14 protein-coding genes and 2 pseudogenes are annotated in these 18,980 nt (G+C 73.4%); 12 read left to right on the top strand and 4 right to left on the bottom strand.

The genetic code is table 11. From position 1 onward, the window contains the following. Positions 1-824: 824 nt before the first annotated feature. Positions 825-1,328 carry a hypothetical protein gene (locus IE225_RS10525; RefSeq protein WP_190057151.1) on the top strand — a complete coding sequence of 168 codons (504 nt, stop codon included), beginning with the start codon at positions 825-827 and terminating at the stop codon, positions 1,326-1,328. A gap of 239 nt (positions 1,329-1,567) precedes the next feature. Here the strand turns inward: IE225_RS10525 and IE225_RS10520 are convergent, their stop codons facing one another. From IE225_RS10520 to IE225_RS34220, 3 genes and pseudogenes are all read right to left on the bottom strand, one after another. Beyond that, a complete protein-coding gene (locus IE225_RS10520; RefSeq protein ID WP_190057150.1) occupies positions 1,568-2,446 on the bottom strand; it encodes a class I SAM-dependent methyltransferase in 879 nt (292 codons plus the stop codon). A gap of 120 nt (positions 2,447-2,566) precedes the next feature. Next, positions 2,567-3,163 (bottom strand): helix-turn-helix domain-containing protein, encoded by a 597-nt coding sequence (locus IE225_RS10515; protein WP_190057149.1) that lies wholly within the window; start codon positions 3,161-3,163, stop codon positions 2,567-2,569. 151 nt (positions 3,164-3,314) lie between these two features. Further along, positions 3,315-3,721, bottom strand: a pseudogene (locus tag IE225_RS34220) ((R)-mandelonitrile lyase). On the opposite strand from IE225_RS34220, the pseudogene IE225_RS10505 reads away from it, so the two are divergent. Together IE225_RS10505 and IE225_RS10500 are read left to right on the top strand one after the other, a co-directional pair. Continuing rightward, positions 3,669-5,553 (top strand): annotated as a pseudogene (locus tag IE225_RS10505) (alpha-L-rhamnosidase-related protein). The pseudogenes IE225_RS34220 and IE225_RS10505 sit on opposite strands and share 53 nt — an antisense overlap. 435 nt (positions 5,554-5,988) lie before the next feature. Beyond that, the gene (locus IE225_RS10500; protein ID WP_190057148.1) at positions 5,989-6,705 is read left to right on the top strand and encodes a TetR/AcrR family transcriptional regulator; all 717 of its coding nucleotides are present in this window, start codon (positions 5,989-5,991) and stop codon (positions 6,703-6,705) included. Here IE225_RS10500 and IE225_RS10495 read toward each other — a convergent pair. Further along, positions 6,674-9,526: a BREX system ATP-binding domain-containing protein gene (locus IE225_RS10495; protein ID WP_190057147.1), complete on the bottom strand. Its 2,853-nt coding sequence runs from the start codon at positions 9,524-9,526 to the stop codon at positions 6,674-6,676. The two genes, IE225_RS10500 and IE225_RS10495, sit on opposite strands and share 32 nt — an antisense overlap. A 555-nt stretch (positions 9,527-10,081) precedes the next feature. Here IE225_RS10495 and IE225_RS10490 point away from each other — a divergent pair. The 9 genes from IE225_RS10490 to IE225_RS10450 all read left to right on the top strand — a co-directional run bounded on the left by IE225_RS10490 (position 10,082) and on the right by IE225_RS10450 (position 18,908). Next, entirely contained in the window at positions 10,082-10,684 is a 603-nt protein-coding gene (locus IE225_RS10490; protein WP_190057146.1) for a condensation domain-containing protein, read from the top strand. Then, positions 10,684-11,430, top strand: a complete 747-nt coding sequence (locus IE225_RS10485; protein ID WP_190057145.1) for a thioesterase II family protein — start codon at positions 10,684-10,686, stop codon at positions 11,428-11,430. Before IE225_RS10490 ends, IE225_RS10485 begins: the two co-directional genes overlap by 1 nt. 131 nt (positions 11,431-11,561) lie before the next feature. Continuing rightward, entirely contained in the window at positions 11,562-12,443 is an 882-nt protein-coding gene (locus IE225_RS10480; RefSeq protein WP_190057144.1) for a class I SAM-dependent methyltransferase, read from the top strand. Between the two features lie 461 nt (positions 12,444-12,904). After that, complete coding sequence (locus IE225_RS10475; RefSeq protein ID WP_190057143.1) at positions 12,905-13,732, top strand: AfsR/SARP family transcriptional regulator; 828 nt, start codon at positions 12,905-12,907, stop codon at positions 13,730-13,732. A 119-nt stretch (positions 13,733-13,851) separates the two neighbouring features. Continuing rightward, positions 13,852-14,316: a group II truncated hemoglobin gene (locus IE225_RS10470; protein WP_190057142.1), complete on the top strand. Its 465-nt coding sequence runs from the start codon at positions 13,852-13,854 to the stop codon at positions 14,314-14,316. A gap of 444 nt (positions 14,317-14,760) precedes the next feature. Then, positions 14,761-15,987, top strand: a complete 1,227-nt coding sequence (locus tag IE225_RS10465) for a Cmx/CmrA family chloramphenicol efflux MFS transporter (RefSeq protein ID WP_190057141.1) — start codon at positions 14,761-14,763, stop codon at positions 15,985-15,987. A 79-nt stretch (positions 15,988-16,066) separates the two neighbouring features. Further along, positions 16,067-16,816, top strand: coding sequence for a methyltransferase (locus IE225_RS10460; RefSeq protein ID WP_190057140.1), 750 nt, complete (start codon positions 16,067-16,069; stop codon positions 16,814-16,816). 95 nt (positions 16,817-16,911) lie between these two features. Further along, positions 16,912-18,369 carry an NAD(P)/FAD-dependent oxidoreductase gene (locus IE225_RS10455; RefSeq protein ID WP_190057139.1) on the top strand — a complete coding sequence of 486 codons (1,458 nt, stop codon included), beginning with the start codon at positions 16,912-16,914 and terminating at the stop codon, positions 18,367-18,369. A 131-nt stretch (positions 18,370-18,500) separates the two neighbouring features. Continuing rightward, positions 18,501-18,908 carry a RidA family protein gene (locus IE225_RS10450; protein WP_190057138.1) on the top strand — a complete coding sequence of 136 codons (408 nt, stop codon included), beginning with the start codon at positions 18,501-18,503 and terminating at the stop codon, positions 18,906-18,908. Positions 18,909-18,980: the final 72 nt, after the last annotated feature.

Raw genomic sequence — 18,980 nt, 5'->3', positions numbered from 1 at the left:
TCACCGCCCTCACGCCGAGACCGGCCGTACGGCCACTTTCCGCGCGCGGTGTTTACGCAGGTCACGACACCCGACGAGACGGATGCGGCTCACGTCACAGCCCGGCAGGCCGCCTCCACGCCCGTTCCGCGCAACGGACATCGTCACCGCAGGTGGAAGAGGGTAGGATCCGCCGAGGGTTTCCAAACAACGCCCGCCCAAAGGGTATAGAAACCGGATGAGGAGTGCCGCCAGTAAGAAGCCCACCGTTTCCAAACAACGCCCGCTCAAAGGGCATAGAAACCCCTCGCGCACGAGGTACACCGTGAGCGACCGCACGTGTTTCCCGAACAACGCCCGGCCAAAGGGCATAGAAACTTCTACCGCCGAGTGCGTGACGCCTTTCCTGCTACATACTCGTTGAAGCAAGTCGGCAGTCTTCGCCTGTGAGTTGGGGGAGCCGGTTGGACGGGCAAAGCGGAGATGTCCAAGGACGGGTGCAGCCGCCGGAGGAGCCCGAGCCGGGGTCGTCCGCGGCCACGGCCCCGGACGACCCACCTGGGGACGGGGATTCCAGCGAACCGGATCCGGACCTCGGCGGCGAGCCGGGAGAAGGCGACGGGCCGGGCGGGTCAGGCAGGCCAGAAGGGTCGGGCGAACCGGGCGGGCCTGACGAACCAGACGGGCCGGGGCGGAATCGGAATGACGGGCGCCGAAGCGCGCCCGATGAGGACGGCGCGGCGGGGGATCCGCAGACGTCGCGAACGGGCGGCGGACAGGGCGGCAGAAGGATCTCGTGGGAGCGCGCGGGTGTCATCGTCGGCGTTCTGGCCCTGCTGGCGGGCATGGCGGCCTGGCTGCTGCCGAACCCGACGCGCACCGTGTGCGGCCTGAGCGGCCATCGTTTCCCCGGCTGCAACGACGTGCCCGACGCGTATCTGGGCACCTGGCGGGGGCGCGTGACGATGACGCTGGGCGGCGAGAGCGGGACCGACGCGGTGACGATCCACCGGGCCTCGGTCGGCGAGGGAAAAGCCGCGGACCAGCGCGCGGTCGACTGGAGACGCGACGGCCAGGGGCGTGACCGGGGGTGCTCGCGCGAGTGGCGGCTGAAGTCCGTCCGGGACGATCGCATGACCTTCGAGGTGACGGAGACGCACCCCAACGATCCGACGGCCGGCACCGCCGAAGAGGGCTGCCTGCCCGATGTCACGGTGGAGGTCCGGCTCGTCGAGAACGACACGATCACGATCACCGGGTATGCGGGCGCGTCGTCGAATTCGCTCGTCGCTCTCCCCGGGATGGCTCTCTACCAGGGAACTCTCCATCGCGTCGACGCCGCCGACTGACTTGGCGGACGGCCGGGTTCGACTGCTTGCCGCTTCCGGGGCGGGGGCGGTCCGCGGTGGCGACCCGGGCGGGGCGGTCCGCGGTGGCGACCCGGGCGGGGCGGTCCGCGGTGGCGACCCGGGTGGCGCGCCTCTTCCACCGCCTGGGACCGGCCTGTCCATCGCCTGAAACCGGCCGGCCCACCGATGGGACCAGTCGGCCCACCGCCTGAAGACCGGCCGGCCCGGTGCAGCGGCGGTCAGGTGCGGCGTGCGGCCCAGACGGTGCGCTCGGTGCGCACGGTCAGGTCGCCGCGGCGCAGGATGCTGTGCGGGCTGTCGGTGTCGAGCAGGTGGTTCAGAGCGGTCAGGTCCTCGGCCGTCAGGGCGGGGGCGACGCTGCCGCGCATGCGGCGCAGGCTGCCGAGTGCGTAGCGGCCCACCGCGTCGGTGCGGGACGGGCCGGCGTCGACCACGACGGTGCGTTCGTCCTCGACGGTGAAACCGGCTGCGGTCAGCAGGGAACCCCAGTCGGCGCCGCGGTGGGGTACGTGCTCGGCGTGGTGGCGGTCGAGGACGGCGTGGCAGCGCTCCTCGAGACCGGGCGCGTTTTCCGGGGCGTTCTTCGGCAGGAACCGGGGGAAGCCGGCCAACTCGACGACGGCGAACAGCCCGTCCGGTGCCAGCAGGTCGTGGACCTGGCGCAGGGTGCGGCCGGGGTCGGCCATGTGGTGCAGGGAGGCCGACGCCCAGACCAGCTCCGGTGTGCCGAGCTCGGGCCACGTGCTCGCGTCGAGGTCGGCCTGCACGATGCGCACGCGGTCGGCGACTTCGGCCGCCGCCGCCTTCTCCCGCAGGCGGTGCAGGTGGGCGGTCGAGGAGTCGACGGCGGTCACCTCCGCCGCGGGAAAGCGCCGGAGCAGAGCCAGGGTGCCGGCCCCGGTCCCGCAGCCCAGGTCCACGATGCGGCGGGGAGCGGTTCGGACGGGAAGCCAGGCGGTGATGGACGCGGTGTGCTCGGCGAGCACGTCCGCGTCCAGGTCGAGGATCTCCACCTGGTCGGTCGCGTCGTGTTCGAGGGCGTGCCGGTGGGTTCGGTGAGCGCCGTGGGGCGCCGGGTGCGGGGTGGGGTGGGTCATGCGCTCACGCTAAGCGGGCCGGGCACGCGCGGCCCGGCGGGTTTCGGAACGCGCAAGACGATGACCGGTGGGGTTGCGCGGGACGCAAACGGGGTTCACCGCGACGGGCGGTTCATCCCGTCAGCGTCCTGACGGGCGGTTCGTCCCGTCAGTGCCCTCGTCGCGCTGGTGGCCGCGGCGGGCGTCGCGGTCGTAGATGCCGAGGATCTCGCAGGGTCCGCCCTCGGCGCCGATGGCGTGCGGGAGCATCGTGGGGAACTCCGCCGCCTGGTGGGTCTCGATCCGGAAACGCCGGTTGCCCAGCAGCAGGACCGCGGTGCCGGAGAGGACGACGAGCCATTCGCGGCCCGGGTGGGCCCGCATGCGCGCGGGGTTGTCGGGCGGCGGTTCGGTCATGCGCCGGCGTACGACGGTCATGCCGGGCTCCGCCTTGACGGGCCAGCGCATCAGCCCGTGGGCGCGGTCGATCGTCGGGTGGGAGACGACGTCGTCCGCGGCGGTCTCGACCAGTTGGTCGAGGGAGGTGTCCAGGGCGCGGGCGAGGGTGACGAGCTGGTCCAGGGCCAGGCGGCGCCGGCCGTTCTCGATGCGGCTGAGCGTGGACGGGCTGATCCGGGCGCGGGCGGCCAGCTCCTCCAGGGACCAGCCCTGGGCCACGCGCAGGGCGCGGATGCGTTTGCGTACCAGGCTGTCCAGCTCACCACCGTCTTGCGCCATGAGCAGCATCGTATGCCCCAGAGGCAAGGCATGATCACGGAGGACCGCGCCGCCCCCGCGCGGCGGCTGTCGGCCGTCGGCCGGATACCGGGGCGCCGGACGCTCCGGGCGCCGTCCCCGCGCGGCGGCCGGGACGGGCGTCCTGCGGGTGTCAGGGGCGGGTGCGGGTGCTCCTGCGCGGGCCGTTGTACTCGGCGTCGGTGACGTGGTCGAGCCAGGAGACGTCGTCGGTCTCCCACAGCGCGAGGTGGACCATGAACCGATCGGGGGCGGCGCCGTGCCGGTGCTCCTCGCCCGGGGTGTCCAGATCACGTCGCCGGGGTGGGCCTGGAGGATGTCGCCTCCGCGGGACTGGATCAGGGCGATGCCCTCGGCGATGCAGAGGGCCTGCCCCAGTCCGTGGGAGTGCCAGGCGGTGCGGGCGCCGGGCGCGAAGCGCACCAGGTTGGCCCGGGCCCGGGAGGGTTCCTCGCCCCGGTGGATCACATCGGCCCAGGCGTCGCCGGTGAACCACTCCTCGGGCAGCTTCACGGTGGGCGGCTGCTGGACGATCTCCATCTGGGTCTCCTTGCTGGGGGTGGGGCGTGCCGTTCGGGGCCACGCACGCGGCGCCGTGCGGGTTGTCGCGCCGGTGGGTGGCGGCGCCGGGCCCGTGGGGCCGGGTCGTCCCCGGGCAGCCCCCGTCCAGCTGCGCCGCGACTTCCGGCCGCCCGCCGCCCGGCGCGTCGCCCGCGCCCGGCTGTACGCGACGGCACTCGGCCTGTACGAGGCCCACGTCAACGGCCGGCGCGTCGGCACCGACCGGCTCGCCCCCGGCTGGACCGACTACCGCAAGCGCGTCCCGTACCGGACCCACGACGTCACCGACCTGCTGCGGCCCGGCGCCAACGCGATCGGCATGCTCCTCGCGCCCGGCTGGTACGCCGGCAGCGTCGGCAGGTTCGGCCCGCACCAGTATGGTGAACAGCCCTTACTGCTGGCCCAGTTAAAGGTCACCTACACCGACAGCGGCACCGACACCGTCACCACCGGACCCGACTGGCGCTGCGTCACCGGCCCGTCCAGAGCGCGGACCTGCTGATGGGCGAGGAGTACGACGCCCGGCTCGAGACCCCCGGCTGGAGTTCGCCCGGTTTCGACGCTCCGCGTGGCGGCCCGCCGTCGCCGCCCCGGCCGCCACCGCCTCCGTGGCGGTGGCGGCCCAGACCGACGCGCCGGTCCGCGTCGCGCAGGAGCCGGCCCCCGTCGAGGTCACCGAGCCGGCTCCCGGCGTGTTCGCTTCGGCCTGGGCCAGAACATGGTCGGATCGGTCCGCCTGCGGATCTCCGGGGGTCAGGCCGGGCAGACGGTGCGGCTGGGGCGACGCCGGGGTCACCGTGCCGTGGAACCTGTACCGGGCGTCCGGGGACCGGCAGGTGCTGGAGCAGAGTTTCCCCGCCATGCGGGCGTGGCCGGATTATCTGGAGAAGCACAGCACGGGGTACCTGCGGCCCGCCGAGGGCTACGGCGACTGGCTCAACGTCTCCGACGAGACCCCCAAGGACGTCGTCGCCACCGCCTGCTTCGCCCGCAGCGCGGACCTCGTCGCCCGGGCCGCCCGCGCGCTGGGCGAGGACCCGCGGCCGTACGAGACGCTGTCGGCCAGGGTCCGGGAGGCGTTCGCCGAGGCGTACGTCTCCGCCGACGGCCGGATCAAGGGCGACACCCAGACCGCCTACGTGCCGGCGCTGTCGTTCGGCCTGCTGCCCGAGGACGGCGGCGTGCGCCGGGCCGCCGCCGACCGGCTGGTGGAACTGATCGAGGGCCGGGACCGGCACCTGTCCGCGGGCTTCCTCGGCACCCCGCTCCTGCTGCCCGTGCTCACCGCCGTCGGCCGCACCGACGTGGCCCACCGGCTGCTGCACCGGCGCACCTTCCCGTCATGGGGCTACCAGATCGACAGGGGCGCCACCACGATGGGGGAGCGCTGGGACTCCATCAGGCCCGACGGCGGCTTCCAGGACCCGTCGATGAACTCGTTCAACCACTACGCCTACGGCAGCGTCGGCGAGTGGATGTACCGGGACATCACCGGGATCAGCCCCGGCGCGCCGGGCTTCTCGCACATCGTCGTCCGCCCCCGCCCCGGCGGCGAGGTGCGTGCGGCCGCGGGCCGGTACGACTCCGTGTACGGGCCGATCGGCACGCGGTGACGGCCGAGCGGGGGCACGTTCGCGCTGGAGGTGTCCGTGCCGGTCAACACCACGGCGGAGGTGTGGGTACCCGCCCGCCGGGCCTTCTCGGTGGCGCGGGACGAGGCGGAGGGCGCGCGGTTCCTGCGGATGCGGGACGGCTGCGCCGTCTTCGCCGCCGGCTCCGGCACCTACCGGTTCTCGGCCCCGTACGCCTGAGGTCCCGTACGCCTGAAGTCCCGTACGCCTGAGGTTCCGCGCCAGCCGGCACCGGTCCCGGGAGCGGCCGCGGACGAGTCGTGCCGCGGGCGGCTCCCGGGTCGGGTCGCCGGGGGTTCCCGGCGACCTGGCCCGAACCGGTCCACCGGTCGGTACGGCCGGGTGGCGTGGTGTGCCGCCGGAGTGAAGTCCGCGCAGCTCCAAGGGATTTCGCATTGCGACAGTTGTGTTTCGGCGGGCCCGTTTCCGTACCCGGCGCCGCCGCGGTGCGCCATGATGATGCTCTCAGGTCCCCCTACTGGTGGACGCCTACTGGTGGACGCCTACTGGTGGACGCCTACTGGTGGACGCCTACTGGTGGACGCCTACTGGTGGACGCCTACTGGTGGACGCCTACTGGTGAACACGGTGATCAGGGTGTGGAGCGGGAGCCAGGTGACTCGTGACAGTGCACCGGCGCCGGACCGGGCGATGCAGCCGCTGACTCGTCCGCACATCGTGGCGGCGGGCCTGCGTCTGCTGGAGCGCGAGGGCGCCGCAGGTCTGAGCATGCGCAAGCTGGCCGGCGAGCTGGGCAGGGCCCCGGCCGCCGTCTACCGGCACATCAGCAACAAACGCGAGCTGCTGTCCCTGCTGTTCGACGAGGTGTCCCGGCAGATCGTCGTCCCGGACGCCGGGGGCGACCCTCGTACGGTCGTTCTGGAGGCGGCGCAGAGCGCGCACCGGACGATGGAGGAGCACGGGTGGATCGCCGCCGGGATGCTCGACGGGGAGCTGCCCGGCGCTGCCTCGCTGCGGCTGGCGGAGTTCATCCTGGACGTCCTGGTCCGCAACGGGATGAGTGACGTGCAGGCCGCGCGCCTGTACGTCGCCCTCTGGCAGTTCCTGGTGGGGCACCTGGTGGCCGCGGCCGGGGTGCCCGGCTGCCCGTCCCCGGGCCCGGTGGCGCGGCCCGGGGACGGGGACGGGGACTGTCCGACCGTCCGCCGGGTCGCTCCGCTCATCGAGCGGATGAGCGACCAGGAGCGGTTCACCACCGGGCTGCGGCTGCTGCTGGACGGAGCGTTCGCGGAGCCGCGGGCCCCGCGTGCCGGGACGGCCGCCGAGGAGGAGGTGCCCGTCAGCCGGCCTGCACCTGGGGCAGCGGAGTGAGACCGGTCCGGTGCTGGTGGAGCAGCACCGGGGCCGGGGCGTCCTGCCCGGGCGGGAAGAACTTGGCCAGCTCGTGCCGGCCGCTGATGCGCAACTTCCGGTAGGAGTGGGTGAGATGGGACTCCACGTTGCGCAGGCTCACCTTCAGCAGCCGGGCGATGCTGCGGTTGCTCATGCCGCGCGAGGCGAGTTCGGAGATCTGCCTCTCGGTGGGGGTGAGCAGCGACTCCATGGAGTCCTTGCGCGGGTCGGGCCGGCCGCCCGCGTCCCTCAACTCCCGCTGCACCGCCGCCACCAGGCCGTCGGCGCCGAGCGAGATGCCGATCTCGTTGGCCCGGTGGAGCAGTTCGCGGGCGCGCTTGGCCTTGCCGCTCTGCCGGTGGACGCGTCCCGCCGCGTACAGCGCGTGGGCGAGGAGCAGCGGCGCCGGGGCCGATTCGAGGAGTTCCACGGCCCGGTCGGTGAGTTCGAGCGCTTCGTGTCCCGAGCCGGCCGCGGCTTGGGCGACCAGGGCGCGGCCCAGGGCGAAGGGCGCGTTCCAGCGGCGAGCCAGTTCGGCCTCCTCCTGGGCGACGCGGCGGGCCGTGGCGACGTTGCCGAGGGCGGTCTGGAGCATGGCCCGGGTCGAACGCCAGGGCAGGACGGCCGGGTTGACGATGCCTCGGCGTTCCAGCTCCTGCGCGCAGTGGGCGATCAGGGTGAGGCCGCGCTGTGCCTCGCCGAGCCGTCCCAGGGCCCGCGCGGCGCTGTGCAGGAGGTGGAGCCGCCACCAGGTGACGGGTTGTCCGCCGGTGAGCGGCGCGACCTCGTCGAGGAGGCCGCCGGCCGCGGCGACGTCGTCCTTCTCCAGGGCCACGTCGATGAGCACGCTGCGGGCCAGCGCCCCGGCGTGGTACCGGTCCGCGCCGATCCGGGCGAGCAGGTCGGCCGCCCGGCGGGCGTCCGCCCCGGCTTCCGTCAGCAGTCCGCGGTGGAGCTGGACCAGGCCGCGCACGGCCAGGGCCTCGGCGATCCGGGTCACGGTGCCCTCGGCGCGGGCGAGCCGCACCTCGGTGTCCAGGTGCCGCTGGGCCTCGTCCGCGTCGCCGGCCCAGAGCAGGGCGAGGAGCGCGTGGTACCACGTGGGCGAGCCGTACGGGGCGCGCGGCACGGACAGGATGCGGCGGGCGATCCGCCGTACCGCCGGTGCCGAGTCGCCCGTGGCGGTGCGGATCAGCAGCACCCGTTCCAGCCGTTCCTCGTCCCCGGCCCCGGGCCGGTAGGTGCCCTCGTGGAGCCGTACGTGGGTGAGCGCCCGGCGCAGCCGCGCGGCGGCGGAGGGCTCCAGCGGGTCCGTCCCCCGCTGGGCGTCCTCCAGGACCCGGCGGGCGCGGGCGGGCTCGTCGAGGCGGAGGAGGATGCCGGACAGCCGCAGTGCCCGGCGGGCCCGCTCGGCGGGTCCGCGGGCGACGGCGGCGTGCGTGGTCAGGGCGCGGGCGGCGGCAGGCAGGTCGAGGCCGGTGAGGGCCTGGATGCGCAGGTCCTCGGCGTGGGCGGCCAGCTTCTCCGGTACGCCGTGCAGGACGGCCTTCTCGACCAGGCGGCGGGCCTCCTCGGGGTCGCGGCCGACCAGGTCCCCGGCGACGTCCAGCAGCAGCCGGGTCATCCACGGCTCGTCCAGGCGGTGGGAGCGCAGGAGGTGCGTGGCGACGTCCTCGCCGGGGGCTCCGCGGTGCCTCAGGCAACGGGCGGCGAGGCGGTGGAGTTCGGCACGTTCGGGGCAGGGGATGTCCTGGTAGAGCAGATCGGCCAGCACGGGGTGGCGGAACGTCAGGTCGTGCGGGTGCAGCAGCCCCGACTCGGTGAGGCGGGTGAGGCAGCGGCAGGCGTCCTCCTTGGGGACGCCGCACAGGTCGGCGAGGAGGACGGCGTCCACCGGGCCGCCCAGCACGCTGACGGCCCTGGCGATCCGCAGGCCGTTGGGGTCCAGACGCCTGAGCAGGCACAGGATGCGCTCCTTGACCGGCTGCAGGCGCATCCGCTCCTCCGGCGGCTCCGCCGGTACGTGGCCGGTGAGGGTGCCCGCGGACGGCCCGTTACCGGTGGGGCGGGAAGGGCCGGTGCGGCCCGCGGGCACGGTCCGTAACTGCTCGGTCAGCAGATACGGGTTGCCGCCGCTGTCGGCGACGATGGCGTCCACGGCCTCCCGGCCGTGGCCGCAGAGCGCGGCGGCGAGGTCGAGGGCGGCGCTCGGGCTGAGGTCGTGCAGACGGATGTGGCGGTCGGGGCGGACGCCCTCCATGAACTCGACCAGGAGGTGCTGGTCGGTCGCCGGTTCCCCGCAGCGTTTGCCGGCGAGCAGCACGGCGGGGAGGTTCTCCAGACGACGGCTGAGAAAGCCCAGCCACAGCAGCGACTGGCGGTCGGCGTGCTGGAGGCAGTCGACCGTCAGCAGGACCGGGGTGCGCTGCGCGGCCCTGCCTATGCACGCGCACAGCTCCGAAAGGAGCGGGTAGTCGGGGTCGGCCGGTTCGCCGTCGTCCCGGTGCGCCCGGCACCACGCGAAGACCCGCTCCCATGCCTCCACCGCCTCGGGCAGCGCCCCGAGGAGCTGGTGCACGACCCCGAAGGCGAACCGCTGCTCGGTGGGGGACGCGGTGGCGGAGAGCACGACCATGCCCTGCTCCCGTGCGGCCTCCTCGGCCCAGCGCAGGAGTGAGGTCTTGCCGGTCCCGATGATTCCCTCCACCAGCCCGGCCGCGCCCGCGCCCGCTCTCGCGGAATCGAGCATTCGGACGATCGTCTTCGTTTCTTCGCTCCTGCCGAACAGTTCCCGGGGCACCGCCCCATACCTCCTGTCTGCACAGTGAACGACTTGGGTGACAAGAAACCGGACGAGGCCGTCCTGTCGGTGGCTCGCACGGCCTCGCCCGTTCGCCGACCGGTGCGACCGCGTTTTCCTGCGGGAGCGGGACGCAGGAGATCCGATGCCTCAAGACATGCAAAACCGGTGCCGTCAAGACCGTTTTCCGGCCTTGACGGCACCGTCGCCGCCACGGCAGGAAGCAAGGTGCTTGAACGGGGGCGGCAGGCATGTCCGTGATCACCTCACCTCACCCTCGCTGAGCACCGGTGAACGGCGTACACACCTGACGAGCCGAAGCTAGCACGACAAGCCGCCGAATTTGTACGGGAGCTTCCGCCCGGCGACTCCCAAGCGTGTTTCTTCGGCCAATGCTTCGGTGCCACCGTATTGCTGCCCACGCGTACCGCACGGGTACGGTCGACACGGCTTCGCGGCGGTGACCAGTGGGCCGTGCGGAAAGCAGTCACCGCGATTCCCGATCCCTTCGCCCCCACCTCTTGGCGGAAATCTGATGGAAGGAGCGGTACCCCCGTGTCCGCGATCAGTGAGGAGCTTCGCCCTCCGGGGTCCGTGCACCCGTCCCCGCCGCGGGCGGGCCACGTCCCGCACGGCGACGGCCGCACCGAGCAGTTCGTGCTGTCCCTGACCGGAATCCTGCCGCACGTGTACGAGCAGGCCTGGCAGGCCGTCCTGGACGGTACGCCGCTGTGCCGCACCGCCTTCCACCGGCTGCCGGACGGCGGACTGCTGCGCACGGTCCGGCCCCGTGCCCGCTTCCGCCTGCAGATCGTGGACTGGCGGGCCACCCGTACGGAGGTGCAGGACGCCCGGCTGGCCGAGCGGCTGGCCCTGGAGTCCGCCACCGGACTCCCCCTGGACCAGGCGCCGTTGATGCGTGCCACACTCATCCGGCGCGACGACCGGACCTGGACCTTCGCCTGGCGCTGCGCCCGGGAGCTGCTGGACCGGCGGACGGGGCTGCGCCTGCTGGCGGAGGCCGCCGAGGCGTACCAGTCGCTGCTGCGGGGCGCCGTCCCGCGCCGCGCCGAACACCGGCCCGGTGCGGACGCCCCGTGCGGCACCGGCGGCCGGCCGGGTGCGCGCACCCGGCTCGTGGGGGCGGTGGGCCGGTGATGAGCGACACCTCGGTGCGGTTGTTCTGCCTCCCCTTCGAGGGCGCCTCGGCGGGCGTGTACCTGCCCTGGTGCGAGGCGCTCAGCCCCTCGGTGGTCGTCACGCCCGTGGAGCTGCCGGGCCGCGGCCGCCATCCGCGCACCCGCCCGTGCGGCCGGCTGGAGCCGCTGCTGGCCGAGATCATGCCGTACGTGGCCCGCATGTGCGACCGGCCGTTCGCGCTCTACGGGCACGGCTTCGGCGCCCTCCTGGCGTACGAGATCGCGGCGCGGCTGGAGTGGGAGCACGACGCGGTCGCCGAGCGTCTGTACGTGTCGGGCGCCGGCCTGCCGCACCGGCCGGCGCCGGAGCGGGCGGTCGGCCATCTGCCGGAGGCCGAGATGCTGCGCAGGCTCGACGGGCAGGGCCGCACACCCCCGGGCGCCCGGGACCCGCGGCGGGCGGGCCGGGTGCTTCCCGCGCTGCGCGCGGACCTCGCGGTCCTGGAGTCGTACCGGCGCGATCCGCGCCATGTCGTGCACTGCCCGGTCACCGCCATGGGCGGGCTGGGCGACCGGAGCGTCACGGAGGCCGACCTGGCCGGGTGGCGCCGGTGCACCCGGCGTTCGCTGCGGGTGGAGATGTTCCCCGGCGACCACTACTTCCCGCTCACCGCCCAGTGGGAGCTGCTGGAGACCTTCGGCCGGGATCTGACCGGTCCCCGGGCCGCGCGCCGCGCGCTGCCGGCGGCCGCGGCGGCGTACTGAGGGGGCCGCGACGGCGTACTGAGGCGGCGGCGACGGCGTACTGAGGCGGCCGCCCGGAACGGTTGCGGAACCGGCAACAAGGATTGTCGGAACGTCCGGGCGTCCGCATGCTGGTCGCCGGAGGTGACCGTATGATCACACATCGCCCCGAGGGCGTCGACGGTGACGCCTTCGAGCTGGAGCAAGAGGCGGAACTGCGTTCCGGCTTCCTGGCCGAGGCGGCCCACTGGCTGCGGGACCTGCTCGGGCCCGGGGAGCGGGTGGCGGCGGCGGTCCGCCGGGTGCTGGACGTGGGCAGCGGTCCGGGAGCGGCCTCCTGCGCGCTGGCCCGCGCCTTCCCGCAGGCGGACGTCGTCGCCGTGGACCGGTCGCCCTTACTGCTCGCCCGGGCCGAGGAGCGGGCCGCGGAACGCGGGCTGGCCGGGCGGATCACCACCCGGCGGGCCGAACGGCCCGAGGAGTTCGGCCGGCTGGGACCGGCCGACGTGATCTGGGCCGGCAACGTCTGCCGCCACCTGGGCGACCAGCAGGCGGCCCTGCGGAGTCTGGCGTCCGCGCTGCGGCCCGGCGGGCTGCTCGCCGTCGCCGAAGGCGGTCTGCCTCCGCGTTTCCTGCCCCGCGACATCGGCATCGGGCGCCCCGGCCTCCAGGCCCGCCTGGACGCGGCGGAGGAGGAGCACTTCGCCGCCGGGCGCGCCCGCCTGCCGGGCTCCACCTCCGTGGTCGAGGACTGGCCGTGCCTGCTGGCGGCGGCCGGGCTCGTCCCCACCGGCACCCGCACCTTCCTGATCGACCTCCCCGCCCCGCTGGGCCTGGCGGCGCGCCGGTACCTGCACACCCGGCTGACCCGGCTGCTCGTCGAGATCGGCGACCGGCTCGACCTCGGCGACCGGCTGACCCTGGAGCAGCTCGTGGACGGGGACACCTGCACGGGCATCCTGTGGCGGCCGGACGCCTTCTATCTCACGGCGGTCACCGTGCACACCGCCCGACTGTGCCGGGACCGCGCCTGAACGTCCCGGCGGACGGTTCCGCGACCGTATACCGCCGCGGCACATCCGGCCCGCGCACAAACCGCCGTGACGGCACGCACACGAATACACCGCCGCGAGGGCACGCACACGAGCACACCGCCGCGACGGCACATACACGAATACATCGCCGTGAAGACACGCACCGGAATACGCGCTATTCACCGCCTCCCGGTGCACTGGGAGCACGCCCCCCACTTTCTCCTCATCCGGCACCGCCGGGGGCGTGCCCTTCGGCATGCCCGGATTCCACGCACGCCGCCGGACACCGTTCCCACCGCTTTCCCGGCCCTCGTGGTGCGGTACGGCACAGATTCTTCGGTCAGCCCTACGGTCCCACCGTATTGAGCCCTCCACCCCCGCACTCCTACGTTCCTTCCTGGGCAGCCGCCCGAGGAATCGAGGAAACCGGACACACGCGGGTGAGTCACGGGAGGAGAAGCGTGAAGGTTCGGATTCTGGGACCGCTGCACGCCGAAACCGGCGGAGTTCCCGTCGTCCCGACCGCGGCGAAGACGCGGCAGATTCTGGCGCTCCTCGCCCTCCACCCGGGGCAGCCCGTTCCGGTGACCACGCTGCTGGAGGAGATGTGGGGCCAAACGCCGCCGCGCAGCGCGCACACCACGCTCCAGACGTACATCCTGCGGCTGCGCCGGATGCTGGCCGCCGCGCTGGGCGGCCCGGACGGCCCGGCCCGCGCGCGGGAGGTGCTGGCGACCGGTCACGGGGGCTATCTGCTGCACATCGCCGAGGAGGACGTCGACGCCCTGGCGTACCAGCGGATGGCGCAGGCCGGTCACGCCGCCTTCGCGGACGGCGACAGCGAGCTGGCGGCCCGGCTGCTGCGCGGCGCGCTGGCGTTGTGGCGGGGGCCGGCGCTGGTGGACGTGCGGGCCGGGGCGGCGCTGCGGATCCAGGCGGCCCGCCTGGAGGAGAGCCGGCTGCTCGCGACGGAACGCCGCGTCGATGCCGAGCTGCGGCTCGGCAGGCACAGCGAACTCCTGGCGGAACTGGTCGAACTGACGCAGCGTCACCCCACCAACGAGCGGCTGCACGCGCAGGCCATGGTGGCGTTCTACCGCTCCGGGCGGCGGTCCTCGGCGCTGGAGCTGTACCGCGGGCTGCGCCGGCGGCTGATCGAGGAACTGGGCCTGGAGCCCTCCGTACAACTGCGGCGGCTGCACCAGGCGGTGCTCTCGACGGATCCCCGGCTGGACGCGGCCGCCCAGGGCGGCCGGCCGACACCGGCCTTCGACCTGTACGCGGCCTGAGCGTTCCGCCGCACCCGCCGCACCCGGCACGCCCGGCGCGCCCGGCACGCAGGCAGCCGCGCCCCCGCGGACACGTACCCCTCTTCCCCGGACAGGACGACCGAGCGAAAGGTGACACAGTGGCGGAACGGGTTCCCACCCTGTACGAGTGGGCCGGCGGCGCCGAGGCGCTGGAACGGCTGACGGAGGAGTTCTACGCGCGCGTCCGCAAGGACGAGTTGCTCGCCCCGCTCTTCGCGCACATGGCGGAGGACCACCCCCAGCACGTCGCGGTCTTCCTCGGCGAGGTGCTCGGCGGGCCGGAGCACTACACCGAGCACCACGGCGGTTTCCGTCACATGCTCTCCCGGCACCGGGGCCGCAGGATCAGGCCCGAGCAGCGGGCGCGGTGGATGGAGCTGATGCTGGAGGCGATGGACGTGGTGGGCCTGCCGGACGACCCGGAGTTCCGCTCGGCGTTCGTCGGCTACCTCGAGTTCGGCTCCCGCCGCGCGATGGCGAACTCCCAGCCGGACGCCGAGCCCACGCGTCGTACGACCATCAAGAAGTGGGGCTGGGGCGAGGCCCCGCCCGGCACCGACTGATCCGGCCGCCGGAGCGAAGGCAGCGGGGACGGAGCCGGTTTCCACGCCGCTCACCGCCTCCGCGTCCCGGTATCGGCAACAGATGTTGTCCGTCTGCCGCCGCCGGTCCCAGCATGGGGGCACGTGGTGATCACCACGATCGAGGTGGGTCGCCGAGGCGTCCGCACCCGGCAAGAGGGCGCCGGCCGGGGGGCGTTCGGCAGCGCCGCACCCGTCCGCCCGGCAGGACGCCGCGCCTTCCCACCCTGATCCGCACACCCGAGCAACCCGGACAAGGAGTTCGCACATGCGTTTGACCGCCCCTGGGCTGGTGAGAAGCGTCACCGCGCAGACGGGGCCCGAGCGTGTTCCGCAGCTTCCGCGGACCGACGGGCTCGCCTCGGTCCGGCCGGTCCGTCCGGCCGGGGCGCAGTCGGCCGCCGTGCAGGCAGGAGGTGACGGCCGATGAGCGTCCAGACCGAACGCCCGGAGTCGGGTTCCCGCACCACCGGCAACCGGCTGCCGCTGGCGGTCTACCTGCTCGCCTTCAGCCTGTTCGCGATGGGCAGCGCCGAGTTCCTGCTCGCCGGGGTCCTGCCGTCGATCGCCGACGACCTCGACATCTCCCTGTCCTCCGCGGGCGCGCTGATCTCGGCGTTCGCCATCGGGGTGGTGATCGGCGGCCCGCCCCTGGCCGTCCTGACCCTGCGCTGGCCGCGGCGGACCACGCTGGTGACCTCGCAGGCCGTCTTCGCCGCCTCGGTGGCGATCGGCCTGGTGACCGACGACTACGGCGTGCTGCTGGTCACCCGCTTCCTGTGCGGCCTGGCCTACGCCGGGTTCTGGGCGGTCGCCGCGGTCACCGCGATCAGCCTCGTCACCCCCGACCGCACCGCACGCGCCTCCGGCGTGGTGGTCAGCGGCCTCAGCGTCGCCATGGTGGGCGGCGGCCCGGCCGGTGCGCTGCTCAGCCACTTCACCACCTGGCAGGGCGGATTCTGGGCCGTGGTCACCCTCACCGCTGTCGGAGCGGTCCTGACGCTGCTGGCCGTGCCCGCGACCCGGTCGGCCGAGGAACCCAGCGTGCGGCGGGAGCTGCGCAGCATGAGGCAGCCGCAGCTGTGGGTCGTGTACGCCGCCACCCTCCTGAGCACCGCGGCGTACATGATCTCGTACAACTACCTCGCGGCGTTCCTCACCGACATCACCGGCGTCCGCGCCGTGTGGGTGCCCGGGATCCTCGCGCTGTTCGGCGTCGGTGCCTTCGTCGGCCTGTCCGTCGGCGGCAGGATCTCCGACGGGCGTCCCCATCACGCGCTCCTGATCGGGGCGGCCGGGATCCTGGCCGTCTCCGTCCTGCTCGCCGTCCTCGCCCGGCACGCCCTGGCCGTGGTCCCGCTGGTCCTGCTCCTGGGAGTCGCGGGATTCGTGCTCAACCCGGCCATCTACGGGCGGGTGTTCACCGTCGCGTCCCAGGCGCCCACCCTGGCCGGCTCCACCGCCGTCTCCATGTTCCAGCTCGGCATCAGCCTCGTCCCCGTCCTGGCCGGAGTCGCTCTCGACGCCGGCGCCGGACTGACCTCCATCCCCTGGCTCGGCGCCGGCCTGGCCCTGCTCACCGTCCCGGCCGTCCTCGTCGAGCGGGCGATGGCCCGCAACCGGGCTCGGGCCCCCCTGCCCGGCGAGAACTGACCGCACCACCCGACCGTCGGGAGCCCCGGAGAAAGAGCCGACGGACCCGCTCCGCGGGCTCCCCCCGAGGGAGGATCGAATGGAGAACGAACTCGGTTACGAATTAGGAAATCTGACCCTGGCTCAGATCCAGGACCCGAACCGTCCGACGCAGACGACCTTCTCGCTGCTGGGGATGGAGTGGGAGCTGCTCCCCGAGGTGTTTCCCCCCTACACGGACCCGGGCCCCGGCCTGTTCGCCTCCTGGGTGCCCTACGAGAAGGGCAGCCGGTTCCTGGAGATGGGCTGCGGCGCGGGCATCGCCGCGGTCATCGCCGCACAGCGCGGCTGCGAGCGCGTCGTGGCACTGGACATCAACCCGGCGGCGGTGGAGACCACCCGGCGCAACGCCGCCCGGCACCAGGTGGCCGCCCGGGTGACGGCGCTGACCAGCGACCTGTTCGACGCCCTGGACCCGGCCGAAGTGCTCGACCTCATGTTCTGGAACACGCCGTTCATCGAGGCGCCCGAGGACCGGCCCTACCAGGGGCAGATCGAGCGGGCGGTGTTCGACCCCGGGTACGGGATGCTGCGCAGGTTCTTCCGCGACGCCGGGCCCCACCTGGCCGCGGACGGACGGATCTACCTGGGCACCAGCGAGGCGATGGGAAACCCGGAGAAAATGCTGCGGGCGGCCGCCGACGCGGGTTTCCAGGGCCGCAGGTACCGCACCGAGTCCGTCGAGATCCCCGCGGCGGAATTCGCCGACTCCCCCGTGGTCAAGGCCCACACCAACGAGCGCGGAACGGTGGAGATGGACTTCACGATGTACGAGTTCCGGCGCAACTGAGACCGTGCTCCCCCTCTGCTCATCGACCCACCGGCACAGACGGATTTCACTTCACGTCCGGGCTGCGTGAGAACGCCCCGGAAGATGGGAATGTGATGAACGCCAACGGGAAAGCAGACGGCACCGGCTTCGATGTCGTCGTCGTCGGAAACGGAGTTCTGGGGCTCTCGCTCGCGTGGGTCCTGGCACGGCGCGGGCAGCGGGTGGCGGTGCTGGGCCGGCCGCACCGGCCCTGGGCCGGCTCGGCCGCGGCCGGCGCCATGCTCGGCTGCTTCGGCGAGGTCACCACCTCCCTGCTGGCCAGCGAGTACGGCAGGGCCAAGCTGGAACTCGGCATCCAGGCCTCCCGGATGTGGCCCCAGTGGCTGGCGCGGCTGGAGGACGAGACCGACGGCGCCGCCGTCAAGACCGCCGAGGGCACCACCGTCATCCTCAACACCATCGGCACGGCCGAGATCGACGACGCCAACTACAACGCCATCCGCGCCGAACTCGTCCGCTACTCGGAGCCCTTCGAGGACGTCGAGCCCGCCGACCTGGACTGGGTGGACGCCGAACCGATCTCCCGCCCGCTGAAGGCCTTCCACATCCCCGGCGAGCATGCGGTGAACGCCGCCGCCCTGCTGGAGCGGCTGGAGTCGGCGGTCGTCCGCGCGGGCGGCACCCTCGTCCCCGAGTTCGCCACCCGCGTCGAGTACCAGGGCGAGAGGGTGACCGGAGTCGTCCTGGCCTCCGGGGAGCGGATCGGCGCCGACCACGTGACGCTGGCCGCCGGAGCACGCACCCAGGATCTCCTGGACGGCCTGCCCGTCGGGCCCCGCATCCCCCGCCTCGTCAGCGGCTACGGTGTCTCCTCCCTCATCAGGACCGCCGACGGAACCACACCGGGCAGCGTCATCCGGACCCCGAACCGCTCCTTCGCCTGCGGCCTGCACATCGTCCCCCGGGGCGAGGGGCAGATCTACGTCGGCGCCACCAACGTCATCTCCGTGGAGCCGCGCGACACCGCCGAGATGCGCGACCTGGTCTTCCTGCTGCAGTGCGCCCACCGCCAGGTCCGCCGCAACCTGTGGAACAGCGACGTCACCAGGGTCCAGGTCGGCAACCGCCCCGTGTCCGTGGACGCCTTCCCGCTGCTGGGCGAGGGCGGCATGAAGGGCCTGTGGATCATGACCGGCACCTACCGGGACGGCCTGCACCTCTCGCCGCTGCTGGCCCAGGACTTCGCCGCCCGGATCCTGGGCGAGCAGCCCCTGGCCGACCTGGCGCGCTTCGCGCCCGTGCGGCAGCCCATCCGGGCGTGGAGCCGCGAGGAGAGCGTGGACATCCTCGTCGAACACGAGATGGGCATCGGATACGAGCAGGACTGGACCATCCCCGTCGAGTGGCACCACTGGATCGAGATGGACCTGCGCCCGGCCACCCTCAACTGGGCCGACGAACTCGACCCCGAGTTCACCCCGCCGCCCGAGCTCCTCTTCGCCTCCCGCTTCGACCCCGAACTCGTCAGCATCCTGCGGAAGTACTACGCCACCTGTCGCGAGCACCGCTGACCCGGACCGCACGGCTCCACCACGAGCGGTCCGCCGACGACACGACGGTCACCCGGAGAAAGAGCACGACGGTCACCCGGAGACCCGGAGACCCAGAGACCAGAGACCCGGAGAAAGGAAAGGACAGAGCATTGGCTGTCGAGACGATCGACCCGCCCGGTCTTCCCAAGCCCGACGGCTGGCGGCAGCTCGCCGTCGGCACCGGAAGCCGCGTGGTGTTCCTCAGCGGCCAGGTCGCGCGCACCGCCGCCGGTGAACCGGTGGGGACCGGGGACCTGGCGGCGCAGACCGAGCAGGTCTACCTCAACATAGCCACCGGCCTGGCCGCGGCCGGCGCCACCTTCGACGACGTCCTGCGCCTGACCATGTACGTCGTGGACTGGTCCCTGCCCAAGTGGGCCGACATCACCGAAGGCGCCCGGCGCGCGGCCGCCCGGCTCGGCGCCGACGTCGTCCGGCCCACCACCCTCATCGGGGTCGCCACGCTCGCCGAACCCGACTTCCTCATCGAGATCGAGGCCACCGCCGTCGTCTCCTGACGGCGCGACGTCCGCAGGCGGCTCCCGGCCGGAACCCGGAGGTTCCGGCCGGGAGCCGCCGTCGTGCACGCC

The sequence above is a fragment of the Streptomyces echinoruber genome, assembly GCF_014651135.1.
GTDB classification, from domain to species: Bacteria; Actinomycetota; Actinomycetes; order Streptomycetales; family Streptomycetaceae; genus Streptomyces; species Streptomyces echinoruber.
This window is presented reverse-complemented; position numbering and strand designations above follow the sequence as displayed.

Coding starts and splice junctions, on each gene's coding strand:
- IE225_RS10465 (WP_190057141.1), top strand. CDS start 14,761: ATGAGCGTCCAGACCGAACGCCCGGAGTCGGGTTCCCGCACCACCGGC.
- IE225_RS10480 (WP_190057144.1), top strand. CDS start 11,562: ATGATCACACATCGCCCCGAGGGCGTCGACGGTGACGCCTTCGAGCTG.
- IE225_RS10460 (WP_190057140.1), top strand. CDS start 16,067: ATGGAGAACGAACTCGGTTACGAATTAGGAAATCTGACCCTGGCTCAG.
- IE225_RS10520 (WP_190057150.1), bottom strand. CDS start 2,446: ATGACCCACCCCACCCCGCACCCGGCGCCCCACGGCGCTCACCGAACC.
- IE225_RS10455 (WP_190057139.1), top strand. CDS start 16,912: ATGAACGCCAACGGGAAAGCAGACGGCACCGGCTTCGATGTCGTCGTC.
- IE225_RS10515 (WP_190057149.1), bottom strand. CDS start 3,163: ATGGCGCAAGACGGTGGTGAGCTGGACAGCCTGGTACGCAAACGCATC.
- IE225_RS10525 (WP_190057151.1), top strand. CDS start 825: ATGGCGGCCTGGCTGCTGCCGAACCCGACGCGCACCGTGTGCGGCCTG.
- IE225_RS10485 (WP_190057145.1), top strand. CDS start 10,684: ATGAGCGACACCTCGGTGCGGTTGTTCTGCCTCCCCTTCGAGGGCGCC.